Annotated in this window: 13 protein-coding genes; 4 read left to right on the forward strand and 9 right to left on the reverse strand. The window is 53.4% G+C overall.

Going from position 1 to position 23251, the window contains the following annotated elements; translation table 11 throughout:
- The first annotated feature begins 70 nt into the window (after nucleotides 1-70).
- Nucleotides 71-1225, forward strand: a complete 1155-nt coding sequence (locus SH528x_RS26605; RefSeq protein ID WP_442506474.1) for a serine/threonine protein phosphatase — start codon at nucleotides 71-73, stop codon at nucleotides 1223-1225.
- A 176-nt stretch (nucleotides 1226-1401) separates the two neighbouring features.
- Here the strand turns inward: SH528x_RS26605 and SH528x_RS26610 are convergent, their stop codons facing one another.
- Nucleotides 1402-2772: a nitrilase-related carbon-nitrogen hydrolase gene (locus SH528x_RS26610; RefSeq protein WP_442506475.1), complete on the reverse strand. Its 1371-nt coding sequence runs from the start codon at nucleotides 2770-2772 to the stop codon at nucleotides 1402-1404.
- Nucleotides 2773-2915: 143 nt separating this feature from the next.
- On the opposite strand from SH528x_RS26610, the gene SH528x_RS26615 reads away from it, so the two are divergent.
- The gene (locus SH528x_RS26615; RefSeq protein ID WP_442506476.1) at nucleotides 2916-4391 is read left to right on the forward strand and encodes a sulfatase-like hydrolase/transferase; all 1476 of its coding nucleotides are present in this window, start codon (nucleotides 2916-2918) and stop codon (nucleotides 4389-4391) included.
- Nucleotides 4392-5105: 714 nt separating this feature from the next.
- Here the strand turns inward: SH528x_RS26615 and SH528x_RS26620 are convergent.
- Nucleotides 5106-6277, reverse strand: a protein-coding gene (locus SH528x_RS26620; protein ID WP_442505482.1) for an IS3 family transposase whose coding sequence is annotated in 2 segments (ribosomal slippage) — nucleotides 5106-6028 and nucleotides 6028-6277 — 1173 coding nt in all. Because the reading frame shifts where the segments join, the coding sequence is not laid out codon by codon here.
- 87 nt (nucleotides 6278-6364) lie between these two features.
- On the opposite strand from SH528x_RS26620, the gene SH528x_RS26625 reads away from it, so the two are divergent.
- Nucleotides 6365-6676 carry a hypothetical protein gene (locus SH528x_RS26625; protein ID WP_442506477.1) on the forward strand — a complete coding sequence of 104 codons (312 nt, stop codon included), beginning with the start codon at nucleotides 6365-6367 and terminating at the stop codon, nucleotides 6674-6676.
- A 172-nt stretch (nucleotides 6677-6848) separates the two neighbouring features.
- On the opposite strand, the gene SH528x_RS26630 is transcribed toward SH528x_RS26625, so the two are convergent.
- The 3 genes from SH528x_RS26630 to SH528x_RS26640 all read right to left on the reverse strand — a co-directional run bounded on the left by SH528x_RS26630 (nucleotide 6849) and on the right by SH528x_RS26640 (nucleotide 11673).
- Complete coding sequence (locus SH528x_RS26630) at nucleotides 6849-7940, reverse strand: hypothetical protein (protein WP_442506478.1); 1092 nt, start codon at nucleotides 7938-7940, stop codon at nucleotides 6849-6851.
- A gap of 98 nt (nucleotides 7941-8038) precedes the next feature.
- Nucleotides 8039-9073 carry a peptidyl-alpha-hydroxyglycine alpha-amidating lyase family protein gene (locus tag SH528x_RS26635; protein WP_442506479.1) on the reverse strand — a complete coding sequence of 345 codons (1035 nt, stop codon included), beginning with the start codon at nucleotides 9071-9073 and terminating at the stop codon, nucleotides 8039-8041.
- Between the two features lie 1079 nt (nucleotides 9074-10152).
- On the reverse strand, nucleotides 10153-11673 hold the full coding sequence (locus SH528x_RS26640; RefSeq protein ID WP_442506480.1) for a serine/threonine protein kinase: 1521 nt from the start codon (nucleotides 11671-11673) through the stop codon (nucleotides 10153-10155).
- 781 nt (nucleotides 11674-12454) lie between these two features.
- On the opposite strand from SH528x_RS26640, the gene SH528x_RS26645 reads away from it, so the two are divergent.
- A complete protein-coding gene (locus SH528x_RS26645; RefSeq protein ID WP_442506481.1) occupies nucleotides 12455-16150 on the forward strand; it encodes a Calx-beta domain-containing protein in 3696 nt (1231 codons plus the stop codon).
- Between the two features lie 143 nt (nucleotides 16151-16293).
- Here SH528x_RS26645 and SH528x_RS26650 read toward each other — a convergent pair whose 3' ends face one another.
- From SH528x_RS26650 to SH528x_RS26665, 4 genes are all read right to left on the reverse strand, one after another.
- The gene (locus SH528x_RS26650) at nucleotides 16294-18738 is read right to left on the reverse strand and encodes a DNA topoisomerase 3 (RefSeq protein ID WP_442506482.1); all 2445 of its coding nucleotides are present in this window, start codon (nucleotides 18736-18738) and stop codon (nucleotides 16294-16296) included.
- Between the two features lie 274 nt (nucleotides 18739-19012).
- Nucleotides 19013-19969 (reverse strand): tRNA glutamyl-Q(34) synthetase GluQRS, encoded by a 957-nt coding sequence (gluQRS, locus tag SH528x_RS26655; protein ID WP_442506483.1) that lies wholly within the window; start codon nucleotides 19967-19969, stop codon nucleotides 19013-19015.
- Nucleotides 19969-21366, reverse strand: coding sequence for an asparagine--tRNA ligase (gene asnS / locus SH528x_RS26660; RefSeq protein ID WP_442506484.1), 1398 nt, complete (start codon nucleotides 21364-21366; stop codon nucleotides 19969-19971). Before asnS ends, gluQRS begins: the two co-directional genes overlap by 1 nt.
- Before the next feature lie 72 nt (nucleotides 21367-21438).
- A complete protein-coding gene (locus SH528x_RS26665; protein ID WP_442506485.1) occupies nucleotides 21439-23187 on the reverse strand; it encodes a divalent metal cation transporter in 1749 nt (582 codons plus the stop codon).
- Between the last annotated feature and the right edge of the window lie 64 nt (nucleotides 23188-23251).

Below are 23251 nucleotides of genomic sequence, written 5' to 3' on the forward strand. Positions count from 1 at the left end.
AATCGCATTGATGCGGTTACAACGATACCGTAACGAAAGACACGTCCGGAATGTGTGAACAATGAAACAAATGTACAATCACCTATTGGCTGGTCGTGAAGTCGCCATAGCCGCTGTGCTTGCTCTCGTCGCGTCAATCGGGGTGGCAAATGACTCGCCCGTGATACCGCCGTTACCCAGCGATGCTTTCACGGTAGTCATCATTCCCGATACACAACACTATCTGGGGCCGGGGACAAAAATCGGCGAACGCGGCAGTTCAATGTTCCCCGGCATGAGTGAGCATCCTCACATCGTCGCACATTCTAAGATCTCGACGGATCAGCCAGCAGAGCAAGTCAACAATGTCTATTTGCAGAATCACGTTGATTGGATCGTAGCCAACAAAAAGTCGCAGAATATCGTTTTCGTCAGCCATGTGGGCGATATCGTTGAAATCAATCGCCCCGAAGAATGGGCGGTCGCGAAGTTGCATCTCGACAAGCTGCGTGACGTTGTTCCATTCGGCCTGACGGTAGGCAACCACGACATGGAACGCGATGGCGATGCGAGCCTGTTCCAGCAAGCGTTTCCTGCGTCGTCGTTTATCGGCGATAATTGGTATCTCGAGTGCTATTCACACAATAGTGAAGACCAACATGTGTCGGCTAACAACGTCAACAGTGCTCAACTCTTTTCGGCAGGCGGCATCGACTTTGTCTTTCTGCATCTGGAATGCAACGCTCCTGACGATGTCCTAGCGTGGGCGAGCACTGTCTTGGATAACTATTCAAACCGGCACGCGTTAATCACGACACACATGGACCTCGGCATCATTGATAAACCGAAAACCACCGACGGCTACATCCACGATCCCAAGGGGCGAATGCGGTGGCTGAAGATTCATCCCAAGCGAGGCAATACGGCCGAGCAAATGTGGGACAAACTCTATCGCAAGCACGTCAATCTTCGCTTCGTTTTCTCGGGAGATCAGAGCCGAGTGACAGCGTTGCGAAAATCGACAACCGGCGATCATGGAAACGAAGTTCACGCATTGCTGTCGGACTACATGTCGCGAGGTGGCCTGAGGCTCCTTCGATTTGTCCCTTCAAAGAATCAGGTTCAATTCATCACGTATGATTCCACGTTGGATCAACTCGTGGAATCAATGCCCTATGTGCCGGACCGAAATCAACATCAGTTCACGATCCCGTACGATCTCTCGGCTCGGAAACAGCAACAGTAGCGTGGCGTTTCTCGGTCATACGCTTCCTACTCTTGTGGAGTCCCAAGCTCCTGGGCAACGTCGCGAAGCATCTTCGGGTAGCTACCTTCGCCAGAAGGTGGTAATTCGCATTTGCGCGCTAACGATCCACGCTCTGGCGAGCGTGGCTACGAAACGCAAATGCTGAAAATTCCAGCTTAAAAATCGTTCTTGGCGGTGGGTTCTGCTGGAATCTCAGGTCGGTGCCGTTGAATCTCGGCTTTGAAATCGCCAAGGCTGCGCCAGTACATCGGCTTGTTCAAATCCACTTCCGCTACCGCGACGGTTCCCCACTTCGACGCCTGAGCCAGCGGTTTTCCGTTGTGCCCGTAGATGGCTGAGATCATCCAGTCGGCTGACACATCGGTGTAGGTACTGCTGATAACATAGGTATGGTTTTCACAAGCCCTTGCCGCACCGAGCAGTGGATTGCATCCCCACACCGGCCACGCGATCACTTCGGCACCACGGTTGCTCAGTTCATGTGCGACTTCGGGAAAGAAACCGTCGTAGCAGATCATCATGCCGACTTTTCCGAACCGGGTGTCAAAAACCGGATAGTCCTTCCCCGGCATGATGCCTCCTTCGATCTCACCACGCGGCAGCGTCACCTTGCGGTATTTGCCGACCAGTTTACCATCGGGACCAAGCAGTGCTGCGGTGTTGTAGACCAAGTGGCCGTCGCGTTCGAGCAAACCGGCGACGATGTAAAGGTCATGCTGCTTGGCAAGTTGTCCAAAGTAATCAGTCGATGGACCGGGGATGGTTTCGGCAGACTCGGGATATGTGCCTCCTTTACCGTAGTAAGTCAGCGTTTCGGGCAACACGACGAGGTCCGCTTTCTGAATGGCGGCATCGGCGATCAAAGGAGAAAACAGCTCACACTTCTCACGGTTGGTCGTTCCCTGTTTGGGTTGATAATGAACGGTCGCCAAGCGAACGATCCTTGGCTCAAGCGGCTCGCATGCGATCAGGGTTGCGTCGCTCCACGAGACGCTCGAACGGGGCGGTCCCCAGCGGAAGTGAAGTTCGATCAGGGCCTGTGTTGCGCCGGCAGGAGCACGGTAGTTGCCGACGAGCCTTGTCCAGTCGCCGTCCGTTTCGCCATCGACCGGAAACTCCGGTTCCGACCTCGGTTTATCGGCAGGCAACCGGGAAACCGAAACTTCATCACGGAGCGGTCGCTTGCCGTCCTTGTCTAACCAAATAACTCTCGCCATCGCCGCGCGGCGAACCAAGTCAATTCCTTTGGTCTGTCGCCAGACCGAAAACTGATAGTACTGGCCGCCTTCGACCGCAACCGTGTTTTGCCAATGGCCCATCAATCCTTCGCGATCGTCCGCCGTGATCGACAGCACCCCCTTCCCGTCATGCCCACCCTTGTTGCTTGTTTCGAATGACGGACGAATCTCGTCACGCGGAGTAGACGCCTTCCAGTCATCGAGGTTTGGTTGAGCGGCGGTCGATTGCGAAACCGCGATAACGAGCGTTAGTGCACCGAAAAGAATTTGTCGCAAATCGTTTCGCACAGTAAAAGTCTCACAAGGTCAGGATTCATCAGTTAACGTATTTACTATACCCGATAATCGCTGATCGCTCCGCGATCATGGCGTTGGATCGGCCGAGTGATCCACGATACTGTTTTCCCGCTTGATCCTAAACGAATCACACCATGCAAAAACCACAAATTCTTCAAACGCTCGCTGCCGCCCTGCTGCTTGTCATTCTATCGCCAACGTTTGACGAGACGTCTGACGCTGCGCGGCCGAATGTTTTGTTGATCGTTTCGGACGATCAGCGACCTGACACGATCGCGGCACTTGGCAACGATGTGATTCGGACACCGAATCTGGATACTTTGGTTCGACACGGCAGTGTGTTCACTCGGGCGGTTTGTTCGAACCCGATCTGTACGCCCAGCCGAGGAGAGATCCTGAGCGGATGCAGTGGCTTCCGCACCGGCGCTCTGGATTTTGGTAGCAAACAACCGGTTGGCTTTGTTTCCTTCGCCGAAACGATGCAGCGTGGCGGCTATGAAACATCGTACGTTGGCAAGTGGCACAACAAGGGCAGACCGAGCGACTATGGCTACCAGGATACGGCCGGACTATTTGGCAGCGGCGGCGGAAAATGGATGAAGCCGAATCAAGTCGATGCGCACGGAACACCGGTCACGGGTTACACCGGCTGGGTTTTTCAATCGAGCGATGGCAAGGAAAAGTATCCGGAACTCGGCGTCGGTTTGACGGGCGACATCAGCAAGAAGTTTGCGGACGCGAGCATCAAGTTGATCGAGCAACCGCGCGGCAAGCCATTCTTCATGCACGTGAACTTCACCGCGCCGCATGATCCGCTGTTGGTGCCTCCCGGTTTCGAGGATGCTTACGATCCCGCGACGATGCCACTGCCCAAGAACTTTCGAGCGGCCCACCCCTTCGATCACGGCAACCAGAACTCTCGCGACGAATCGCTGCTGCCGATGCCTCGCACCGAGAAAGATGTTCGCGAGGACTTGGCTGTTTACTACGCTGTGATTTCGCATCTCGATCTACAAATCGGCCGAATTTTGAAAGCACTCGATGACAGCGGCCAGCGAGACAACACGATCGTGATCTTCACAAGCGATCACGGATTAGCAATGGGCAGCCACGGCTTGCGTGGCAAGCAGAACATGTACGAGCACACGATGAACGTGCCGATGCTAATCAGCGGTCCCGGTGTTCCCAAGAACCAACGCTTCGTCGCACAGATGTATTTGCGTGATCTGTATCCCACGGTCTGCGACTTGGTGGGAATCACAGTCCCTGATGCGCCCGACGTTGCTGGAACACTCAAACCGATTGACGGTCGCAGTGTTGTGCCTGTTCTGCGTGGCGAGCAGGAGCATGTTCACGAATACGTCTTCGGATACTTCCGCAATTTCCAACGCATGATTCGTGGTGACCGTTGGAAGTTGATTCACTATCCGCAGATCGACAAGTGGCAACTGTTCGATTTGCTCAACGATCCAGATGAGCTGAACGATCTCGCAGAAGCCCCGCAGCACGCCCAAACCAAGCTACAACTGCAAGCAAGACTACGCCAGTGGCAGACTCAAGTCGGTGATCCGGTGGTGGTCGATCACTCGGGACGTGAAATCGATAGGTGAAGAATGTCTGGTCGCTTGACGACTATCTTAAAATCCTGGACTGGACAGCAACCGTCCGGCCGGTGGGAACCGGCCCTACTTGGTTCCTAATCTTAATCATACTCCTAATCTTAATCCCGTCCGCGAAAGTCCCGTTCGACCGGATCGAACCGGAGAAGATTAGGATTAAGAGTAAGATTACGATTAAGAATGAAACGGGGGCAGCTTGACCGATTCGTTGTCACGCATTGCCGTAGTCGACTGATTCAGCAAACGTAGGGCCGGTTCCTACCGGCCGTCCCCCTAACGGTCGCGAACATTTATTGCCCGTGGCCGGTGGGAACCGGGCTTTCTTGACTACTATTTAACGATGCCAAGCGTTGACGTTGGTGGTCGCAAGGGCTCGGCAGGCAAGGCTCGTGATGGAATCACTTAACCCTAGTTTCCCTCTCCCCATTCACTCTGCAGGCCAGGATGATTATTCCGCGCCTCGTTTGCATGCTGATTGTGCCTAAACCGTGGAAGCTAATAGCCAGGACACTTTCAATAGAGAGAAGAGATGATCGAGCAACTTAAACTCCCAACTGATAACCTCTATAAATTCCTCGCTATTTTTGGGCTCGTCATGTACCTAGGTAGCCATTTGGGGCAGCACGCGACTCTGGACTGGAATTGCCCACGAAAAGTTGACAGTGGACCGGTCTTAACGGGAAGGTAAATGGTGCGTCCTGTGGATCAGGATTCACCGACGAGTAACGGTTCTTTGATGGCTTGCTCGAAGTCAATGGGACTCCGATAGTCCAATGAGGAGTGCAAGCGAAGAGGGTTGTAAAAACCTTCGATGTAATCAGACACGCCGCGTGTGGCGTGTTCGTGTGTGTCGTAGATCTGCTGGGCCTCTTCTGTCTTGTAGCTTTTGAAGAACGATTCCATCGGAGCATTGTCGTAACAGTTGCCGCGACGACTCATGCTCTGAATAAGACGGTTGGCGGTTAACCTGCTGCGGAAATGCTCGCTGGCGTATTGGGAGCCACGATCACTATGAACGATCAAGCCAGCCGCCGGTGAACGAAACGCCAAAGCTTGATCGAGTGCACTCACCACCAATTCAGAATCGATGTTACGACTGGTTTTCCAACCGATGATTTTGCGTGAATACAGGTCAACGAAAGCACACAGGTAACTGAATCCTTCTTTGGTGGGAATGTAGGTGATGTCAGTGAGCCAAACTCGATTGATAGTTTCGGTCGAGAAATTTTGCTCGAGAAGGTTGTTGGCGATGGGGTGATTGTGATTTGAATCGGTGGTCGAGATTCTGAATTTGGTTCGGCGATTCGCTTGAATTCCTGCCTTACGCATGTACTTGGCGACGGTATTTCGGCTGCACTGAACTCCTCGTATCAATAGTTCTCGATGCATTCTTGGACTTCCGTATGCGTCGTGATGCCTTTCCAAGTGAACCCTTTTGATCGCCTGTGTGATTTGCGTTTCTCTATTCTCTGTCGTGGTGATGTCGCGACCGGCAAACTGATAGTAGGCCGCACGTGTAACCTCGAGAGTTCGACAGAGCACCGCGATCGGCCATCGATCGCGGTGCTTGTCAATGAACGCGAGCCTCAACTGTTTTCTTTGACGAAGAAGGCCGTCGCTTTTTTTAAAATGTCACGCTCCATCTTGAGCTGTCGGTTTTCCTCACGGAGTCGTTTCAGCTCGGCCTCGACCGACTGACTGCCGATCACTTCAATAGAGAAAGTCCCATCTTCATCAAAAGACTTCTTCCATTTGCGAATCAAGGTTTCACCGACGCGCAAGTCTTTAGCGACCGCGGCGTACGACAGTCCTTGTTCAATTACTTTCTTAACGGCGGCCAATTTAAATTCTCGGCTGAAAGTTCGACGCTTGTCCATGAATCGGATCTCCTGTCAGAGAAGTCTGACATCTGCTGGTCCACTGTCAACTTTTCGTGGGCAATTCCAGACCGACAAGCAGATGCCATGATTGCCTTTAACGCCGAGGTCAATGATCCAGATGGAAAGTTCTTCGAGAATGTTGCAGCGGTTGCACATGGGGTAGATCTCGTCGCCCCACAAGAGATCGCTAACAAGATGGAAGACTTAACGCCAGACGCACGGCGTGCAGTTATGTCTTTCGTGATGATCGAGGCGAGGATGCAAGACACTTTTGACAAGCTCAATCAAATGCGATATGCAGGCGTATTGTGCATGCTGTTCGGATTCTTCTTTTGGTTCGTGATGGTTCAATTTCACCAGGACCAATTGCTTCGGAAGTCTGCCAAAAGGGACTAGGCTTGCTCTGGAGGGATTCCAGCAAACGTAGTGCCGATTCCAACCGGCCGTCCCTCACGCGCGACCGACGGACTTGATCATCCACCGACCGCCATCCATTTGTAACTAGCGGCAGCGAACATTTCATGCCCGTGGCCGGTGGGAACCGGCCCTACTTGACTCCTTGACTTGACTATTCGCGTCGGGGAGTTGAGACAATCTCTAGGTCAGCCATATAAATCGCGGTGATCGGTTTGCCGTCTTTATCCTTTTCGTGTGACGAATACCACGACATGATCGCCCTCGTGGGACTCAATTCGATAAAACCGGGATACGACGTGTCGCCGCCACTGGGCAGCTCGGCGAACTCGTGCAAGCTATCGTCAACCAGCCAATACATCGACGTTTTAGGCCCGCGGTCGCCGATTGACTTGCGCCCGCCGACCACCCAGCAGTCTCCCCATCGCGTGATCATTGGACCACCGACATATCGATCCAAATCCCGGCGATCCCAATCTTGATAGGGCGGTTGGGAACGCATCAGTTGCGCATTCGCACTCCCACGCCGCCCGATCGCGACCACACTTCCGTCTGGCTCGAACTGGAACGCGGTTTCGTCGCCCGCCAGCTCCTGAAAAACGGCTCGCTTTCGCCAGATCAGTCCGTCGTCGCTTTCCAACATCAATGACTCGACCGATTGGCCTTCGCCCCTTGGTCCCACAGCAAAGTCAGTCTTACGCCGACCGCACAGGTACGCCTTGTCGCCAAACGCAGCGGCACGCCAGATATAGTGCCCGAACGTCCCTTCCAACAAAATCGGACTCTGCCACGTCACACCATCCTCGCTACACGCGGCATAGCCGAGGTGCAAATTTAAATCGTAGTCTTTGACTGGAATCGTCGTCTCGCCGCTGTACCACGTACCGCTGTAGACAAACAACTTATCTTGAAAGACCAGGAAATGCGGATCTCGTGTATCACGGTGCTCAACTTGAAATCGATGGACTTGCTCCCAATCTTTTCCATCGTCGCTCGCCATGATAATGATGGACGCGGTTGGATGCACCATGTGCCCATCCGGACAGCTGCGAAACGCCAAATAGAACTTATTCCGAAATCGCACAAGATCTGTGAATGCGTTGTGTTCCCCGTTGTGAAAGACGCGACGAATATTCGTGACTCGGACTTCGGGCGGAGCTTCGGCGCGAACGCTGTGGCAACAGCAGACACAGACAAACAAGAGCAACAGCACTTTTGAACGTCGTTGACGATTAAGATATTGCATATTCAAGTTTCTCTTCCGTTATCAAGATACGGCATTGAGCCCGAATCTGTTGGGGCGACTCAAAGCTAGAGAGAATTCGATTCTGAGGAGCGGGAAAACTATTTTTGCAAGACGAATTTCTGGGCCCGTTTGCCGATGATATCACCGACATAAATGTCTCCCTCTGAATCGATTGCCATCCCGTGTAACCAATTCACATCACCTGCTTGCTCTTGGCCATCCTGGCCCTTCGGGATGGTCCACAATTGAAGCAGTTTTCCGTGAGGGTTGAATTTCATCAGCACTTGGTCTTTGGGCGGGCAACTTACCGGTGCACCGGGATAATCGGGGTCGTTTATCCAAGGCATCGGCGAGGCGCCACACACCCAAATATCATCGTCTGCAGTCACATGGAATCCCCAGGGCACGATCACGTTATCCCAACTATCCTGCAACTCTCCTTGTTGGTCGTAGATCATCACGCGAGCATTGTTTCGGTCGGCGACGTACAGTCGCCCCTTCGAGTCGATCGCGATCGCATGTGGCAATGAAAACTGATTCGGCCCCGTTCCCAGGCTGCCCCAGGCTTTGACGAATTTTCCAGTAGCGTCGAAATGTACGATGCGATTGTTGCCGTAGCCATCGGAGACAAACACGTCGCCATTGGCTGCGATCGCCATGTCGGTCGGCTTGTCGAGATGCGTCTGGTCTTCGCCCGAAACACCGGGTGTACCAATCGTTTGCAAGACCTCGCCCGTGGGTGAGAACTTGCGAATGATGTGCAAGCCGATATCGGCAACCCAGATGTTTCCATCGCCGTCAATCTTCAGATGGTGCGCGGTTGCGATCGAGTCGTCGCCCCAACTGCGCACAAATTTTCCCTCCTTGGTGTAGACCTGGATGGGCGGTGTCGAACGCGTAAACACGTACACTTGGTCCTTAGTGTCGACCGCCACCGCAGGCACGGCCTGCCTCTCGAATTCACTTGGTTTCTGTGGCCATGCAGGATCAACGCGATACCACGGGGCAAGATTGACGCGAGGATAATCGGGCGATTTCCCTTTGTCTGGCTCGGCCGAATCCCCGGAACTCGAAGCAGCGATAGAGTGAATAATCATGGTGACACAGGCAAGCATCTTTAGAGGTCGATTCATGTGATGGGGGCTCACAAACATTGGGTTAGGTAGGATTAAGCAGTACATTAATGTACTGGCTCGCGTCGTGATCGTGTGCGTCGATCACAGAGCGATCAACGTTAATACGACAGTTATTTTCCGCTCGGTCCTTGAGCAACTAGTCTATTTCATACCATGTGACGGAGCTACCGTGCAGAACGGCGACGAAATCAGCTGCCTTCGGTTGCCATTTTGTAAGAGCAATTCGGAATGGACTCGTCCTCCCCTCCATTTTCCCACCGAGTCTTTTCTTCGACGTGGCGATCAGCAAAAGGATGCAGCGTATTATTGAGGCCGTGCCAGCTAGTTGAAATTGGAGCGAATCGTGAATGGCGACGAATCTCAGTCAGGGCGGCATCGATCGCTGTCGCGGCTCCGGAGGCAAAAAGTCGCTGAACTCCCAATGCGAATGCATTTAGGAGTTGTGTGATTCTCGTTTTTCGCGGCAAATCACAACCCGACGCGTAAGTTTTGAAGTCGCTGTTTTGTGCCGGAGGCACTTTATGGGATAGCCTTGGACTTTAGTCCAAGGTTATCGGTTCTGAAATTGGCACCCAGTCGCGGAGCGACGTTCTGTGGCGAACGATCAAGTCACAAAACGTCCCGCTGGGACTCGATTGATATTGGCGAAAATCCCTCGGACTAAAGTCCGAGGCTATCGAAGTATGTCGCTCCGCGACAGCAAATAGCGCAACTTCAAAACGCGTAAGCGAGGGACCGAATGAAGTTCAAATCCCCCTCGTTTAACCTTCATGGTGTAATTCCTTACAACATCAAAACTTACGTTTTGGGCTTCGTCGTGAAAGCCAGGACGACGCGCGCACGAACCGACTAGTTCATCGACTGACACAACGCATCGACTGACACAACGACTGGACCGTTCTTCGCTCGGTGTTCAAGATGAATGTTGCGGTCACCATAGTATTCACCCACGCAATTTCTCCGACGTTGCTCGTATACCCGTTGGAACAAACTAGGATGCAGGACGGCTCACTCATTTAGACATTTGTTGCATTTCCACAAATTCCGGTGTCACTCAGTGCCAACGGGATGATTCGCTAACGCGACGCTTGAAAGGCTCTGGAGCGTGCAGTCCAGAATCCCACCGCCAAGAAAAGCGTCTGAATCGTGAACGATATCGCGATCAACAAGAACACCATGATGAAGGCTATTTCTTGCCCCTCGTAGATTTTCATAGGAACTTCATCACTTAAGATGAGTCGCCAGTGCTGAGCCGTCCACAGCGCACTCCCTAGCGTCATGATGCCCAGAGTTCGGACGCTTCCCGTTCGGCGAATCATCGACCATCCTGCCAAAACGCCCAGCGTGTGAACCGGCAAAGCCACGCCGCACAAAAACCCTAGCAACTGCCAGAAACCCAAACTGATGTTGGGTTGTTCAGGAAATCGAAATCCAACCCACACGGCGCCCGCAAACGCCCATGCAAACGTGACCACGTTGATTGCGATCACGGCCCAACCTAAACGAGGTTCCCAATCACCATACCGAATGGCGAATGCGACTTTGTTCCACCAACGTTCGCGGGTCGCTGAAATAGGCCGGTTTTCGAGTAGGCGACCAAGATCGTTAGCGAGCGATTGCGCCGAGTCGTACCGCGACTCAGGAGCCTTCCGCAGGCACTTCAGGCAAATGGCTTCGAGCGCGTTTGAAATATCGGGGCGGAATTGACGGGGCGACGGGACCGAGGCACTGTGAAGCATCAACACGGCTTCGGGAATCGACCCGGGGCAATGCGGCGTCGTCCCGGTCAAAAGTTGAAAGCAAACCACCCCAAGCGAGTACACATCCGATTGCTCAGCAACAGGACATTTGCCAAACATCGCCTGTTCTGGTGACATGTACGAAGGGGTTCCCGCCATCATGCTAGTTGACTCGCCCGAGACGTCGTCGATCGAACAGAGGCCGAAATCGGAAAGCATCGGACGCAGGCCATACGGCGCGGAGAGATCGCGTTTGAGCAGAATGTTCTGAGGCTTGATGTCTCTGTGAATGATTCCTTGTCGATGCCCATGGTGCACAGCCTCGGCAATCTGACGAATCCATTGAGCAATCGAACGCTCGTCTAGCGGTTCGCTCTGCTGACCGAGCCAGTTACCCAAATGGCCCTCGCTGAAATATGGCATGACGTAGAATCGTTCCTTGCCATTCGCGCCACAATCAAACACAGGCACGATGCCTTCGTGTTCCAGCGCGGCGGCGGCGCGGGCCTCCCTCTCGAATCGAGCGACGCCCGCCGCATCGCGAACCACCTCAGCACGAGCGACCTTGATCGCCACTTCACGGGCCAGCAGTTTGTCGTATGCCAGAAAGACAACACCGTAGCCGCCCCGTCCGATTTCACGCACCAGACTGTAACGACGGATCTCTGGAACAGCGTCGATTAGGAATCCAACTTCGTCTGCCGCAGGCTGCTGGTTGCTTGATGGAAGTGAATCGGAAAGAGAGTCGCGATCGGAGGACGACGAAATCTTTGTCGTGCCTTCGTCGGAAGACATTCCAGATGTCTTTCCCGCAGCCAGTTTCGATTGACGCGGTGGCTGAGGGAACGAGTCGGACATAATGTTAACAAAAACGGCTACCGCAGGATGTTGAGTCGAAGCGTCACAGGGCCCCAAAAAAGGGACATGCAACGCAGGGTGCATTCCGAGGCATTAATCTACCACCCTATCCGAATTGCAACAAATGACGTGTTGAGTTCGGAAAGAAAATGTGACGGAGGCAATCAAACATCCAGCTGACCCCAACATTACCCCGTCAAATTTGTTTTCGCGTCACATTTATATTCGTCAATTCGATTTCGCTCGCCAACCCTGAGCCGGAACCCAAGCTAGTTTCGCCCTGGTCGATTTCCAGCTTGCCGAATTGGTCGGTGCGCGTCGACGAATCACTCCATGACGATGAATTGAAAGCGGTCCACTGGAGTCGCAGACGCGGGTTCGCCCTACGGGCGTGAAACGGGGGGCGATCAATCGCCCGGCGACGCGTGCCTCAAGTCCACTCTGCGGCCTCAAGGCCGACCTAAAAGAAGCAGTCAGCGGAGCAGAAAACGGAATGAGATTTCTGACACCGTTGTCGACTCCCGACTTTGAAGAGTTTTACGCTTGGAGTAACTTCGCGTCCAATCGGCTCAAAACTCAAAAGGATTGAATTTTGTCCACTGCAATTATTCCCGAAATTGTGTATCGAGGCACTCTTCAGAAGAGCTAAAATGGCGGCATTAGACAGACGACGCAAACTGCATGGGGCCGCACGCTTGCCCTCCATTTCACTTGTTCGATATACAAACAAGACACACAACCTGTCTTACTGATTCAAACCGTATTTGATGAGGGGTTAGCCATGATGAAGCGTCCAAACCAAGAGCGTCGTCGAAACAATCCACGACGCCATTTGCGCACCGAACTACTCGAAGATCGACGCTTGTTGGCGGCGTATGACTTCGTTCCGGCCAATTCTATCGGTGTCCAACGTGAAGAGATAGACGGAATCACGGTGCTGACGGTTGCACCTGGATCGAAGATCAAGATTTCCGCTCAGGTCACTTCGGCCGATGACGCAATCGTTGCTTTTGCTATGAATTTTAACGAAACGGACTCAAGCGTCGTGTTGGATAATTTCCAATTGCAACTCAATCCCAATGACCTTAGCGAAGTGGATACTGATTTAGATCTTGATTCGGATCGCCTGATATCAGCAGGTTTTCCCTTTGCAACTCCTGTCTCGGTTCCTCCTGTGCTGACGTTTGGCACGTTTGACGTGAAGGCTCCGTCGGCGACTGGCGACTACCGGGTCACTGTGGATACATCGCAGTCAGAGTCGTTTCCTACCGGTGTCGTCGTCATTGGCGACGATCGGATCGCCATTGAACCGATCACCGATTTTGGAGACTTTATCATTCGTGTTCAGGGTGAAGCGGTCGACACCGTGGCGCTCGATCTATTGCCGTCCGATGTAACAGCAAATCCAACAATCGAGGAAGGCGGTAAGACCGTCGTCACTGTTGCCCCTGGCACGGCGCTTGATGTGGTGGTCAAAACAACCATGGCCGATTCTCTGGTCCAAGGCTACCAGTTGAACTTTTCCAACAGTGCTTCGCCGTTGGTCTTAACAAACTATCGCGTTGGTAGTGAGTTTACGCTGGCTACAGATGCAGTCGTCGACTCGGCTGCTGGCGACAATTTTGTTTCTAGTGCAAATATATCGGGTGTCGAAGTTCCACCAACTCGAGATCTCGGTCTCGTTAATGTCCAGGCACCGACAGCAACGGGCGACTATACGTTGACGGTCAACTTTACAGACGGCAACGATCAAACAAATACGCTCATTCGTGAACCGTCCAGCGGTGCCACTTTCTCGATTGCCGATTTCGGTGACCTTATCTTTCGTGTGGTCGATATGTCCCCACTGCCAACCGTTTCGATTTCGACGAGTGATCAAATCGTAAACGAAGACGTGGGCAGCGTCACGCTGACCGCAACTCTCTCAACGGTAAGTGATACGGATGTGTCGGTTCCATTTACGGTTTCTGGTACGGCAACGCTTAGTAACGATTTCACGATTTCGGCAACTCCATTGGTCATTCCCGCAGGAAATTTGTCTGCCGATATCACCATTGCAGTTATCGATGACGATGTTGTCGAGTCCGGCGCGGACGAAACCGTTATCGTGAGTTTGGGAACACCGACAGGTGCGACGCTCGGAACGACGACCATGCGAATGGTTTCGATTGTCGATGACGATGAAGTTCCCGTTATCAATACGGCCACGCTCGACTTGGTGCCTGAGACAGGCCTAATAACAACGGAAGAAAACGGGGTGACAGTGGTGACCGTTGCCCCCGGTGCCATGTTTGACGTGATTGCACGCACGATCACTGCGGATGCCAAAGTCCAAGGGTATCAACTGAATTTTATCAACAGTGCGTCCGAACTTGTTGTGTCCAACTATCGCGTCGGAACGAACTTTTCGGTTTCCACGGATACGATCATTGATTCCGCTACGGGTGACTATTTCGTATCCAGCGCCAATATCGCAGGCGTGGATGTTCCGCCGACCGCTGATTTTGGAACCTTGGCCGTAACAGCTCCCACCACAAGCGGTGATTATCGCTTGACAACCAACTTCACTTCCGGTGACCCGTTGAGTAATACAATCATTAAGTCGCCGGAAAGCGGAGCCGCATTCGCGATCACGGACTTCGGTGACATCATCGTCCGCGTGCAGGTTGATTTGACGGTGCCGACGGTGTCCTTTTCGACCAACAACCAGTCGGTCGTTGAGGGCTCCGGTCCGGTGACGATCACAGCGACCTTGTCAGCAGCCAGTGATACCGATGTGACCCTTCCGTTCACGGTAACGGGAACAGCAACCGGCGGCAGCGATTTCACAATTACATCGAGCCCCATTACGATTGCCGCGGGTGCGACGTCCGGCAACATCATCGTCACAATCATTGATGATGCAGAAGTCGAAATGCCTGAAACCGTTGTGATTGGAATGGGTACGCCGACGGGCGCGACCTTGGGAGCAAGGACGAGTCAAACGATCACGATTAACGACAATGAACCGGTCGACTTGCCGACAGTCAAGCTCGGTGCCGATTTTTCAGTCGAAGAGAATGTCGGTACGATCTCGTTGCCGGTGACGTTGTCAGCCGCGAGTGGTTCATTAGTTTCGATTCCCTTTACGGTAACAGGAACAGCTACTGACGGATCGGACTTTACGATATCGGCAAGCCCCGTGACGATTTCAGCCGGAGCGACATCAGGCAATATCGCAGTCGTGATCACGGATGACTTGGTGAACGAAGAAATCGAGACCATTATCTTGACATTGGGTACACCAACTGGCGCCACGGTGGGTGCCACCGGGACGCAAACGGTTTCGATCCTTGCCAACGACCCAGTACAGGCCCCAACCGTTTCGTTCAATCTGTCGGGGCAATCGATCCGAGAAAGTGATGGAATGTTGACGCTGACGGTGTCGCTTTCCGCAGTCAGCGAATCACCGGTGACGGTCCCATTTAATGTGAGCGGGACAGCGATAGCCCCCGCCGACTACTCGATCAGTGCGAGCCCGTTGACCATTGCAGCGGGCCAAACGTCTGCGTCGATTGACATCATCGTAGTCGACGACGACATGGATGAACCCAACGAGAGTATTATCGTCACGCTGGGAACACCCACGGGTGCGGATCTCGGAAGCCAGACTGTCAATACAACAACCATCATTGATGATGACGCGTTTATTCCAACGGATAACGTTCGAGTCTTTAGCCCGTCACTCGTCGGGGGCCCACTGGTTGTTCCCGGAGACGGCTTTAGCTCAACCGTCATTTTTGGAGCTGTTTTGAAAACCACGCTTTCGGTAGGTCAGGTAGGAAGTGTCGCCGTAAATGGATTATCAAACGTCGGATTGTTTGATGAAAACTTAAACCCAATGGCATTCGACAGTCAGGGAGTGTTGACCGCACAACTTCAAGCGGGAAGTTTGTACGCTTTGGTGTTCAAAGGCGATGTCGACCGACGTATTTTTAGGATCGGATCATCCGCAGGGTTTGATGCACTTGTGCAAACTGCGCGAACGAACATCGTTCAGCGTACGGATGTCAATGGCAGCGGTGAAACGACATCAATGGATGCATTGTTGGTCATCAATCAACTCGGTCGTCAGGGCGGTGCGTCAGGCGAAGCCGTTGCATCGACGGGACGGTTTTACGATGTGAATGCCGACGGACGTGTTTCCGCTCTCGATGCTCTGCAGGTCATTAACCGGCTGCAAATTGCTCAAACCTCAAGGGCGACTAGCGAGTTGATCACCGAACGCATCAGTAGATCGGGTGTAACGGCAGAGGCCACCGATTCGGTGATCGCTGCAATCAAGATTAGAGATGCCGAGAGTGAGAAAGCCGCAGCATTCGACGTGGTCGAAAACGATATTGGCGGTGGGTACACTACTGCAATCGCATCCAGCAGCGATGAGGTGGATCAGGTGATGGCCGAATTGGACCAACAACTAAGCTTGTTGAATCAATAGGACATCATGTGACGGGTAAAAAAATGTGACGGGGGTAACAAAATATCCAGCTTACCCCGAAACTAGCCCCGACACATTTGTTTTCGCGTCACATTTGTTTTCGTCAAATCGATTCGCTCAATCCAAGACAGATTTGCAATCGATTAAAAGTCGAAACGCACCTTGCCATCGATCAGTTTTAACTTGGCGTCGAACGATTTACCCGCTTTCGATTTGAAACCTTTCAAGACCGCTGTCTCGCCGCTACGAAGCAACTTCCTGGCATTGCTCACCGAGATTTTCTTTCCTGAAATCGTTTTCCAAATTGTCAATCCGCACCCCTCACGCCATCGACTGCACGCATACGACTTCGTCTGTTCCACCACGGGACTGCGGCACAACGGACAAACCCCAATTTCAGTCGTACTGGAATTCGTGTCCTTTTTAGCCTTGCTTTGTTTCTTTCCGCCCGACTTTGTTGCAGTCGATTTCTTTGCTCCGCTTTTGCTCTTGGTTCGTTTCCGGCCTGCCGTAGTTCCCCCACCATCCTGTTCGCTACCGTGTGGAACGGGGATTTCAACCAAAGTTCCTGACTCCGACATGGCCAGCAGGAAGGGGTGGCTATCATTGATCGTCAACGGATGGTTTGTAACTCCCAACTGCAATAGCTCGCGGACCTGGTCCATCGACAGATCAGTGTCACGGTAGGAAGGCTGCAATACAAATTTGCATCCGTTCCGCCACCCCGAACATCCAAACGCCCGTTTCCCCGCAATAACATTTTCACCGCACCGTGGACAGGAGCCGTAAATTTCCTGATCGACACTCACCGCTTCACTACTTTGAATAATGGCTCGGGTGTAATCAGCAATCTCGCGCATAAAAACGTCGGGCGACAACTGGCCCGCCTCGATCTTTTTCAGTTTTGCTTCCCATTCGCCTGTCAGTTCGGGAGACGTTAAATTGCGATCTCTTACGATCGCGACGAGATAGCGACCCAGGTCGGTGGCCAATACATTCTTTTTGTCACGGATGATGTATTTTCGGCTTAACAGCGTTTCGATCGTTGCCGCACGAGTCGCGGGCGTCCCCAGACCTTTCTCTTTTAACGCCTCTTTCAACTCTGCTTCATCGACGAGTTTTCCAGCCGTGTCCATCGCACCGAGCAAGGTGTTCTCGGTGAAATGCTTCGGTGGCGACGTCTGTCCTGATTTGATAAATGGCTTGTGTTTCCCTGATTCTCCAATTTTGAAATCGGGTAACGACTGCTGCTCTTCGCTCGCTTCACCGCTTTTTGCTTTTCGGGGATACAACTGCGTCCATCCTGGCGCGACAACTCGCACGCCGCGAGCGCGGAACGCGACTTCGCCCGCCGCTGCATCAACCGTCGTGATCTCTTTTTCACACGGCGGATAGAATGCAGCGATGAACCGAACGACGATCGCATCATAGATCTTTTGCTCTCGCCCCCGGAGTACTCCTGCGGACGCGGTAGTGGGAATAACCGCATGGTGATCGGTCACCTTTGCGTCGTTGATGATACGACTGGTGAACGGCAAAGCGGTCAAGTTGAGTTGGTCGATTTCGTTCGCCTTGATTGAGCGCAGTTGCCGCATGACGCCGGGGATATCCTTCCGCATGTCTTTGCTCAAGTACTGCGAGTCGGTTCGCGGGTACGTGATCAATTTCGCTTCATAAAGTGACTGGGCCGTGGTCAAGGTTTCGGCGGCTGAGATACCAAAACGACGGTTCATGTCCCGCTGTAATTCCGTCAGATCGTAGAGCTGTGGTGGTTGCGACTTCTCTGCACGGCTTTGGATCTTTTGAATGGTCAGGTCATATTTGCTGGCCACCTCAAATACGCTTTGTGCATTCTCTTGCTTGTCGAACCGCTTGCCTCGATACCGAAACTGGACATCGCGATATTGGGTCATCAGTTCCCAAAACGGCTCGGATTGGAACGTGCGAATTTCATCATCACGGCGAGTGATCATCGTGAGCACGGGGGTTTGCACGCGACCGAGACTCCACAGCAGCCCCGACGCACCACGCTCGGACGCCGATCGATAACGCACGGTGTAATTTCGAGTCGCGTTGATACCCACGACCCAATCCGCTTGACTTCGGCACTTTGCCGCTGCGTAAAGATTGTCGTAGTCCGACAGGGGACGGATCGTACGAAATGCGGCGCCGATTGCTGTTGGAGTAAGTGAGCTGAGCCACAACCGCTCGGCGGGCTTGTTCGTACACCCCGTAAGCGACTGGATGTAGCGAAAGATCAGTTCTCCTTCACGCCCCGCATCCGTCGCACAGATCAATGAGCTGGCCTCGAGAAACAGCCGTTTGATTACAGCGAACTGTTTTTTCGCACCGTCATCCCCACGCAGCCGCAACTGAAAGTTCTTGGGAACGAACGGCAACGACTCAAGTGTCCAGCGTTTCAGCGCCGGGTCATAGTCACCGGGTTCCTTCAGCTCGACTAAGTGACCAAAGGCCCAAGTCACCTGATAGCCTCCGCCCTCGAAGAACCCGTCACGGCGACCCGAAGCGTTCAGGAACGACGCCAAATCGCGAGCCACCGAAGGCTTTTCTGCTAAGATTACCTTCATCAAAACACCTTCGTATCAGGTCCATGATTTCACGGAGTCGAAGTTTTCCTGGGGCTTTCGCCCCAGGCTACATGCTGTCGCCACTGCCGTGGCTAGTTTGCAGAGGAAACAACAAAAGTGGGCCCGTCTCGTAATCTTAATCCTACTCTTAATCTTAATCCCGTACGCGCATGTCCGGTTGAACCGGAGAAGATTAGGATTAAGAATGAAGAGGAGACAGCTTGACCGCTCCGACGTCCGGTGTTGCCGTAGTCGTCTGATTCGGCTTTTCGTTTTAATCGTGGATCCAGGCTGTGGTTTCTGCCTCGTGGACGATGATCGAATTGCGATTGATTTTTGGCCAAGCAAACAGCGGGATCACCTCGGCGGCACTCCGCTGCGTTGCAGTGTCTGTTAAACCGGCGGTGTGAGCGGCCCAGCCGACGATGGTTTTCGGATCGACGCCTTGTTCGCGATACAGACTCAGCCGTGTATCGCCGTGACGTTTAGCCAAGCGGCGGCCATCGGGGCCTTTGATCAAAGGAACGTGGGCATATTGCGATCGAGGCAGATCGAGTGCCTCGGCGAGCTCAATGTGCCGGAATGCACTGGGCAGCAAGTCGTCGCCTCGCACCACTTCGGTCACTCCCATCGCTGCATCGTCAACGACACAAGCAAGGTGGTAAGAGTAGCTGCCATTCTTTTGCGTGATCGGGAACGCGCCGAGATGCGCAGCAAGATTGCAGTCCTGCCTTCCAAGCACGAGGTCGTCGATTGTAATCTCATGATCTTTGACGCGGAATCGCCAAGAAAAAGTACCCGCCTCGGGCAGCGGATCGCCGTTCTGCCAACTCGCACAGGTGCCGGGATAGATGTTTCCCTCGTGCTCAAAGTGGGGTGCGGAGCCCGCTTCGGCGATGTCTTGCCGCGAACAGTTGCAAGGAAAGACAAGATTGCCCGCGATCAGTCGCTCGAGTGCTTCGACGTACAACGATTGACGTTCGGTTTGGATGTACGGCGAATGCGGTCCGCCGACATCGGGCCCTTCGTCCCAATCGATCCCCAACCAACGCAGGTCGTCGATCGCTTGTTGGATCGCCCACGATTTGACACGCGGTGAATCGATATCCTCAATTCGCAGAACTAATTTTCTTCCGCTGCTGCGAGCTGACCAGTAGGCGAGCAAATAGGTACGAGCATTTCCTAAGTGCTGAGCTCCGGTCGGGGACGGTGCCAATCGGCCGGCGTTCATTAAAAGTCAGCGTTGCCGGGGGTGCGGGGGAACGGAATCACGTCGCGAATGTTGGCCATTCCGGTGACGTACTGGACCGCTCGTTCGAGTCCGAGTCCGAAGCCCGCATGCGGGACAGTGCCATAGCGACGCAAATCGATGTACCACCAGTAATCTTCTTCGTTCAGCCCCGCGGCGGCCATTCGCGACGTCAACACATCCAGCCGTTCTTCGCGTTGGCTGCCGCCGATTATCTCACCAACGCCTGGAACAAGCACGTCCATCGCGGCGACCGTTTTTCCATCGTCGCTGACTCGCATGTAAAACGGTTTGATTGACGATGGGTAGTCGGTCAGGATCACGGGACCTTTGACATGAACTTCGGTCAGATAGCGTTCGTGTTCCGCTTGCAAATCGGTGCCCCACGAAATCGGATAATCAAACTTTGCGTCACAGGTTTCGAGAATCTTGATCGCTTCGGTGTAGGTCATGTGGGCGAACGGACGTTCGACGACCGAGCGAATTTGGTCGATCACGCCGGGTTGGATCCGTTCGTTGAAGAACTGCATGTCTTCATCGCAATGATTCAAGCAATCGGTGAAGATTCGTTTCAAGAAATCTTCGGCCAAACGCATGTCATCGGCTAAGTCAAAAAAGGCGGCCTCGGGTTCGACCATCCAAAACTCGGCAAGATGCCGGCTGGTGTTACTGTTTTCGGCACGAAAAGTCGGCCCGAACGTGTAAATGCGTCCGAGTGCGGTGGCGTAAGTTTCGCCATTCAGCTGGCCGCTAACGGTCAGATAAGCCGGCTTTTGGAAAAAGTCGTACTCAAATTTCACTGGGCCGCCGGATTTGGCCAACATCTCTAAATCGAGCGTCGTGACACGAAACATCTCGCCGGCGCCTTCGCAATCACTCGCGGTGATGATCGGCGTGTGAGTATAGAAGAAACCGTTTTCGTGAAAGAAGTTATGAATCGATTGGCTAATCTGATTCCGCGTTCGCATCACCGCGCTGAGCGTGTTGGTGCGAGTTCGCAGATGTGACCACTCACGCAGCTTCTCGAACGAGTGCCGCTTCTTTTGCAGCGGGTAGGTCTCAGGATCAGCCCAACCGAGCACTCGAAGTGAAGTCGCCTGCAGTTCGGTTTCTTGACCTTTCGCAGGCGATTCCACCAATTTCCCCGCCACAACGACGCTGCAACCTGCCGTCAGTTTTTGAACTTCGTCGGCGTAGTTCTCCAGTTCCCCTGGGGCAACGACTTGAATATTACCAAGGCAGCTGCCATCGTTGACTTCGATAAAACTGAAGCCCCCTTTGCTATCGCGACGCGTACGAACCCAACCGCGGACTTCACAATCTCGGCCTGCCGCCTCGGCTTTGCGAGCCTCGGCAACACGAATCCAGTTGTCTTGCATCGTCAATCCTTTTGATTTGAAGCATTTACAAAGAGAGGGGTGGCGTCCGATTCGAACGCCCGGACTACCACGCTATTCCGTCGCGACCTTGGACGGTTTTCGGAACGCAAATCCGATCACCACCGCCAGTGAGTAGACAATCAGAATCCCAATCACGACATAAAACGAAACCGGGTTCTGTGTATCCATCGCCTTGTCGTACATCGCAGTTCCAGCTGCCGCCACGGCACCGACAACGGCAAGACTCATCAAAACGTTCCAGGCCACCATTCGGCCGCCCGTCGGTTTGTCAGCGCCTAAGATTCGCCGACTGTTCATCATCAAAAAGAAGGTGATGTAGGCGATCGGCAACAACATCACCGCAAACGTGCTGGCGAAAATGGCCAGCCAAAATCGCGTTTGATCATCGGTCCATAACCACACCCAACTCGCTCCGGAAATCCCAGCGACCAAAACGCCGGTAACAAACAAACTGCTGCTGCCGGGACGGCCGCACAACTCTTGAAATGCATAGCCGTTGATTAACATTAAAATGATGATCGTCGAGAACCCCATACCAAACACACCGAGCCCAAAAACGAGCTTCGCTTTACTGTCGCCCAACAGCGGTGCCAACGTCCGCGACAACTGGAACGCGTCACGTTTGATCAGTGCGGATGCGATTCGTTTTTCATCTTCAGGAAGCTTCGCAACCATTTCGAGTTTTGTGGCCTCGTCGGTGGTCGCTGCGGCGTCACCGAGCTCAAGATCGACGCGAGCAAGCAAGCTTGATTTGACCGCACCGAACGTCGGTGACTGTTCCATTTCGGCGAGGTTGGTCGATGCCAATTGCGGATCAATCTTGTTATGGAACGATGCCGCAGCAGCAATCACGACACAGCTGGTCACCAGCACAAAAGGGATTGCCATGCCAGTGGACAAGTCAAAACGTGCGAGTCCGCGAAAGGGTTTGTCCCAACCGCGAGCCAGCATCGAATAAGGCAACAGAAACGTCATGTTAATTCCGACCGCGGTCGCAATCGCCGAGATCATCACGCTCCGCTGGGTCCCCATTAATTTTTGAGTCCAAAACGATTCAGCCTCAGGCGATAACCCTTCGACCAACCCTCGCAAGGCACCCGCCGGATGCATGAACTGGCCCAGATCGGGAACAAAACCGGCCAAAATCGTGCCGAATTCGAGCTCGCCGCTGCCAAACAGCAACACAGCGACGCCGACAAAGCAGATCACGACCATGCCGATCAAGCCTTTGAGGAACAAGTCAAAGAACTTCGCCGCTTTGCCTTGCCGAGTGTTCAGCAGGACGACAAAACCGGCAGCAAGGAACAACGCCAACGTGATTCCCCATTTGGTCACCGCGCCGCCGCCCAAGCCATCGCCTCCACCAAGCGTCGCTAGATTTTTGTCCAGCGCGTCGTAGCAAAGACTGAATTGAGGCATACAGAAAATCATGTTGGCCATGATCGTTGCCACGATCCAGCCCCAACCGAGCGCCGGGTTGATTTCGCTGTTGATCGCCTCAAACGGACGACGCCCTGTGCTCAGCGTGACATAGCTGATCGCGGACAACATCACGACGCCCAACACAATCGCGACCAATTGCAACCACAGCATGCTGTAGCCGCCAAGTACGCCGAGGAACAACGACCCCGCCAGCGAACCACCGCCCAGCGTGATCGCACTTTGCAACCAACCGGGCCCCGACAACCGAATGTAAGCCCCCAAAACCTTGCCATCGGCTTGTGCCTGCCGAAGTAACTCGCGTTCGGCTTGGACTTTTTCGTTCCCTTGAGTTGCTTGGTCGGTTTCGGCTGCTGACATGGCGAGATTTTCTGTGGTGGGTTGTGGGAAGAACGAATAGATAAGGTCGGTTGGAAATGCGGAT

Origin of the sequence: Novipirellula methanifontis, from assembly GCF_052161655.1 — a bacterium.
Lineage (GTDB): Bacteria > Planctomycetota > Planctomycetia > Pirellulales > Pirellulaceae > Novipirellula.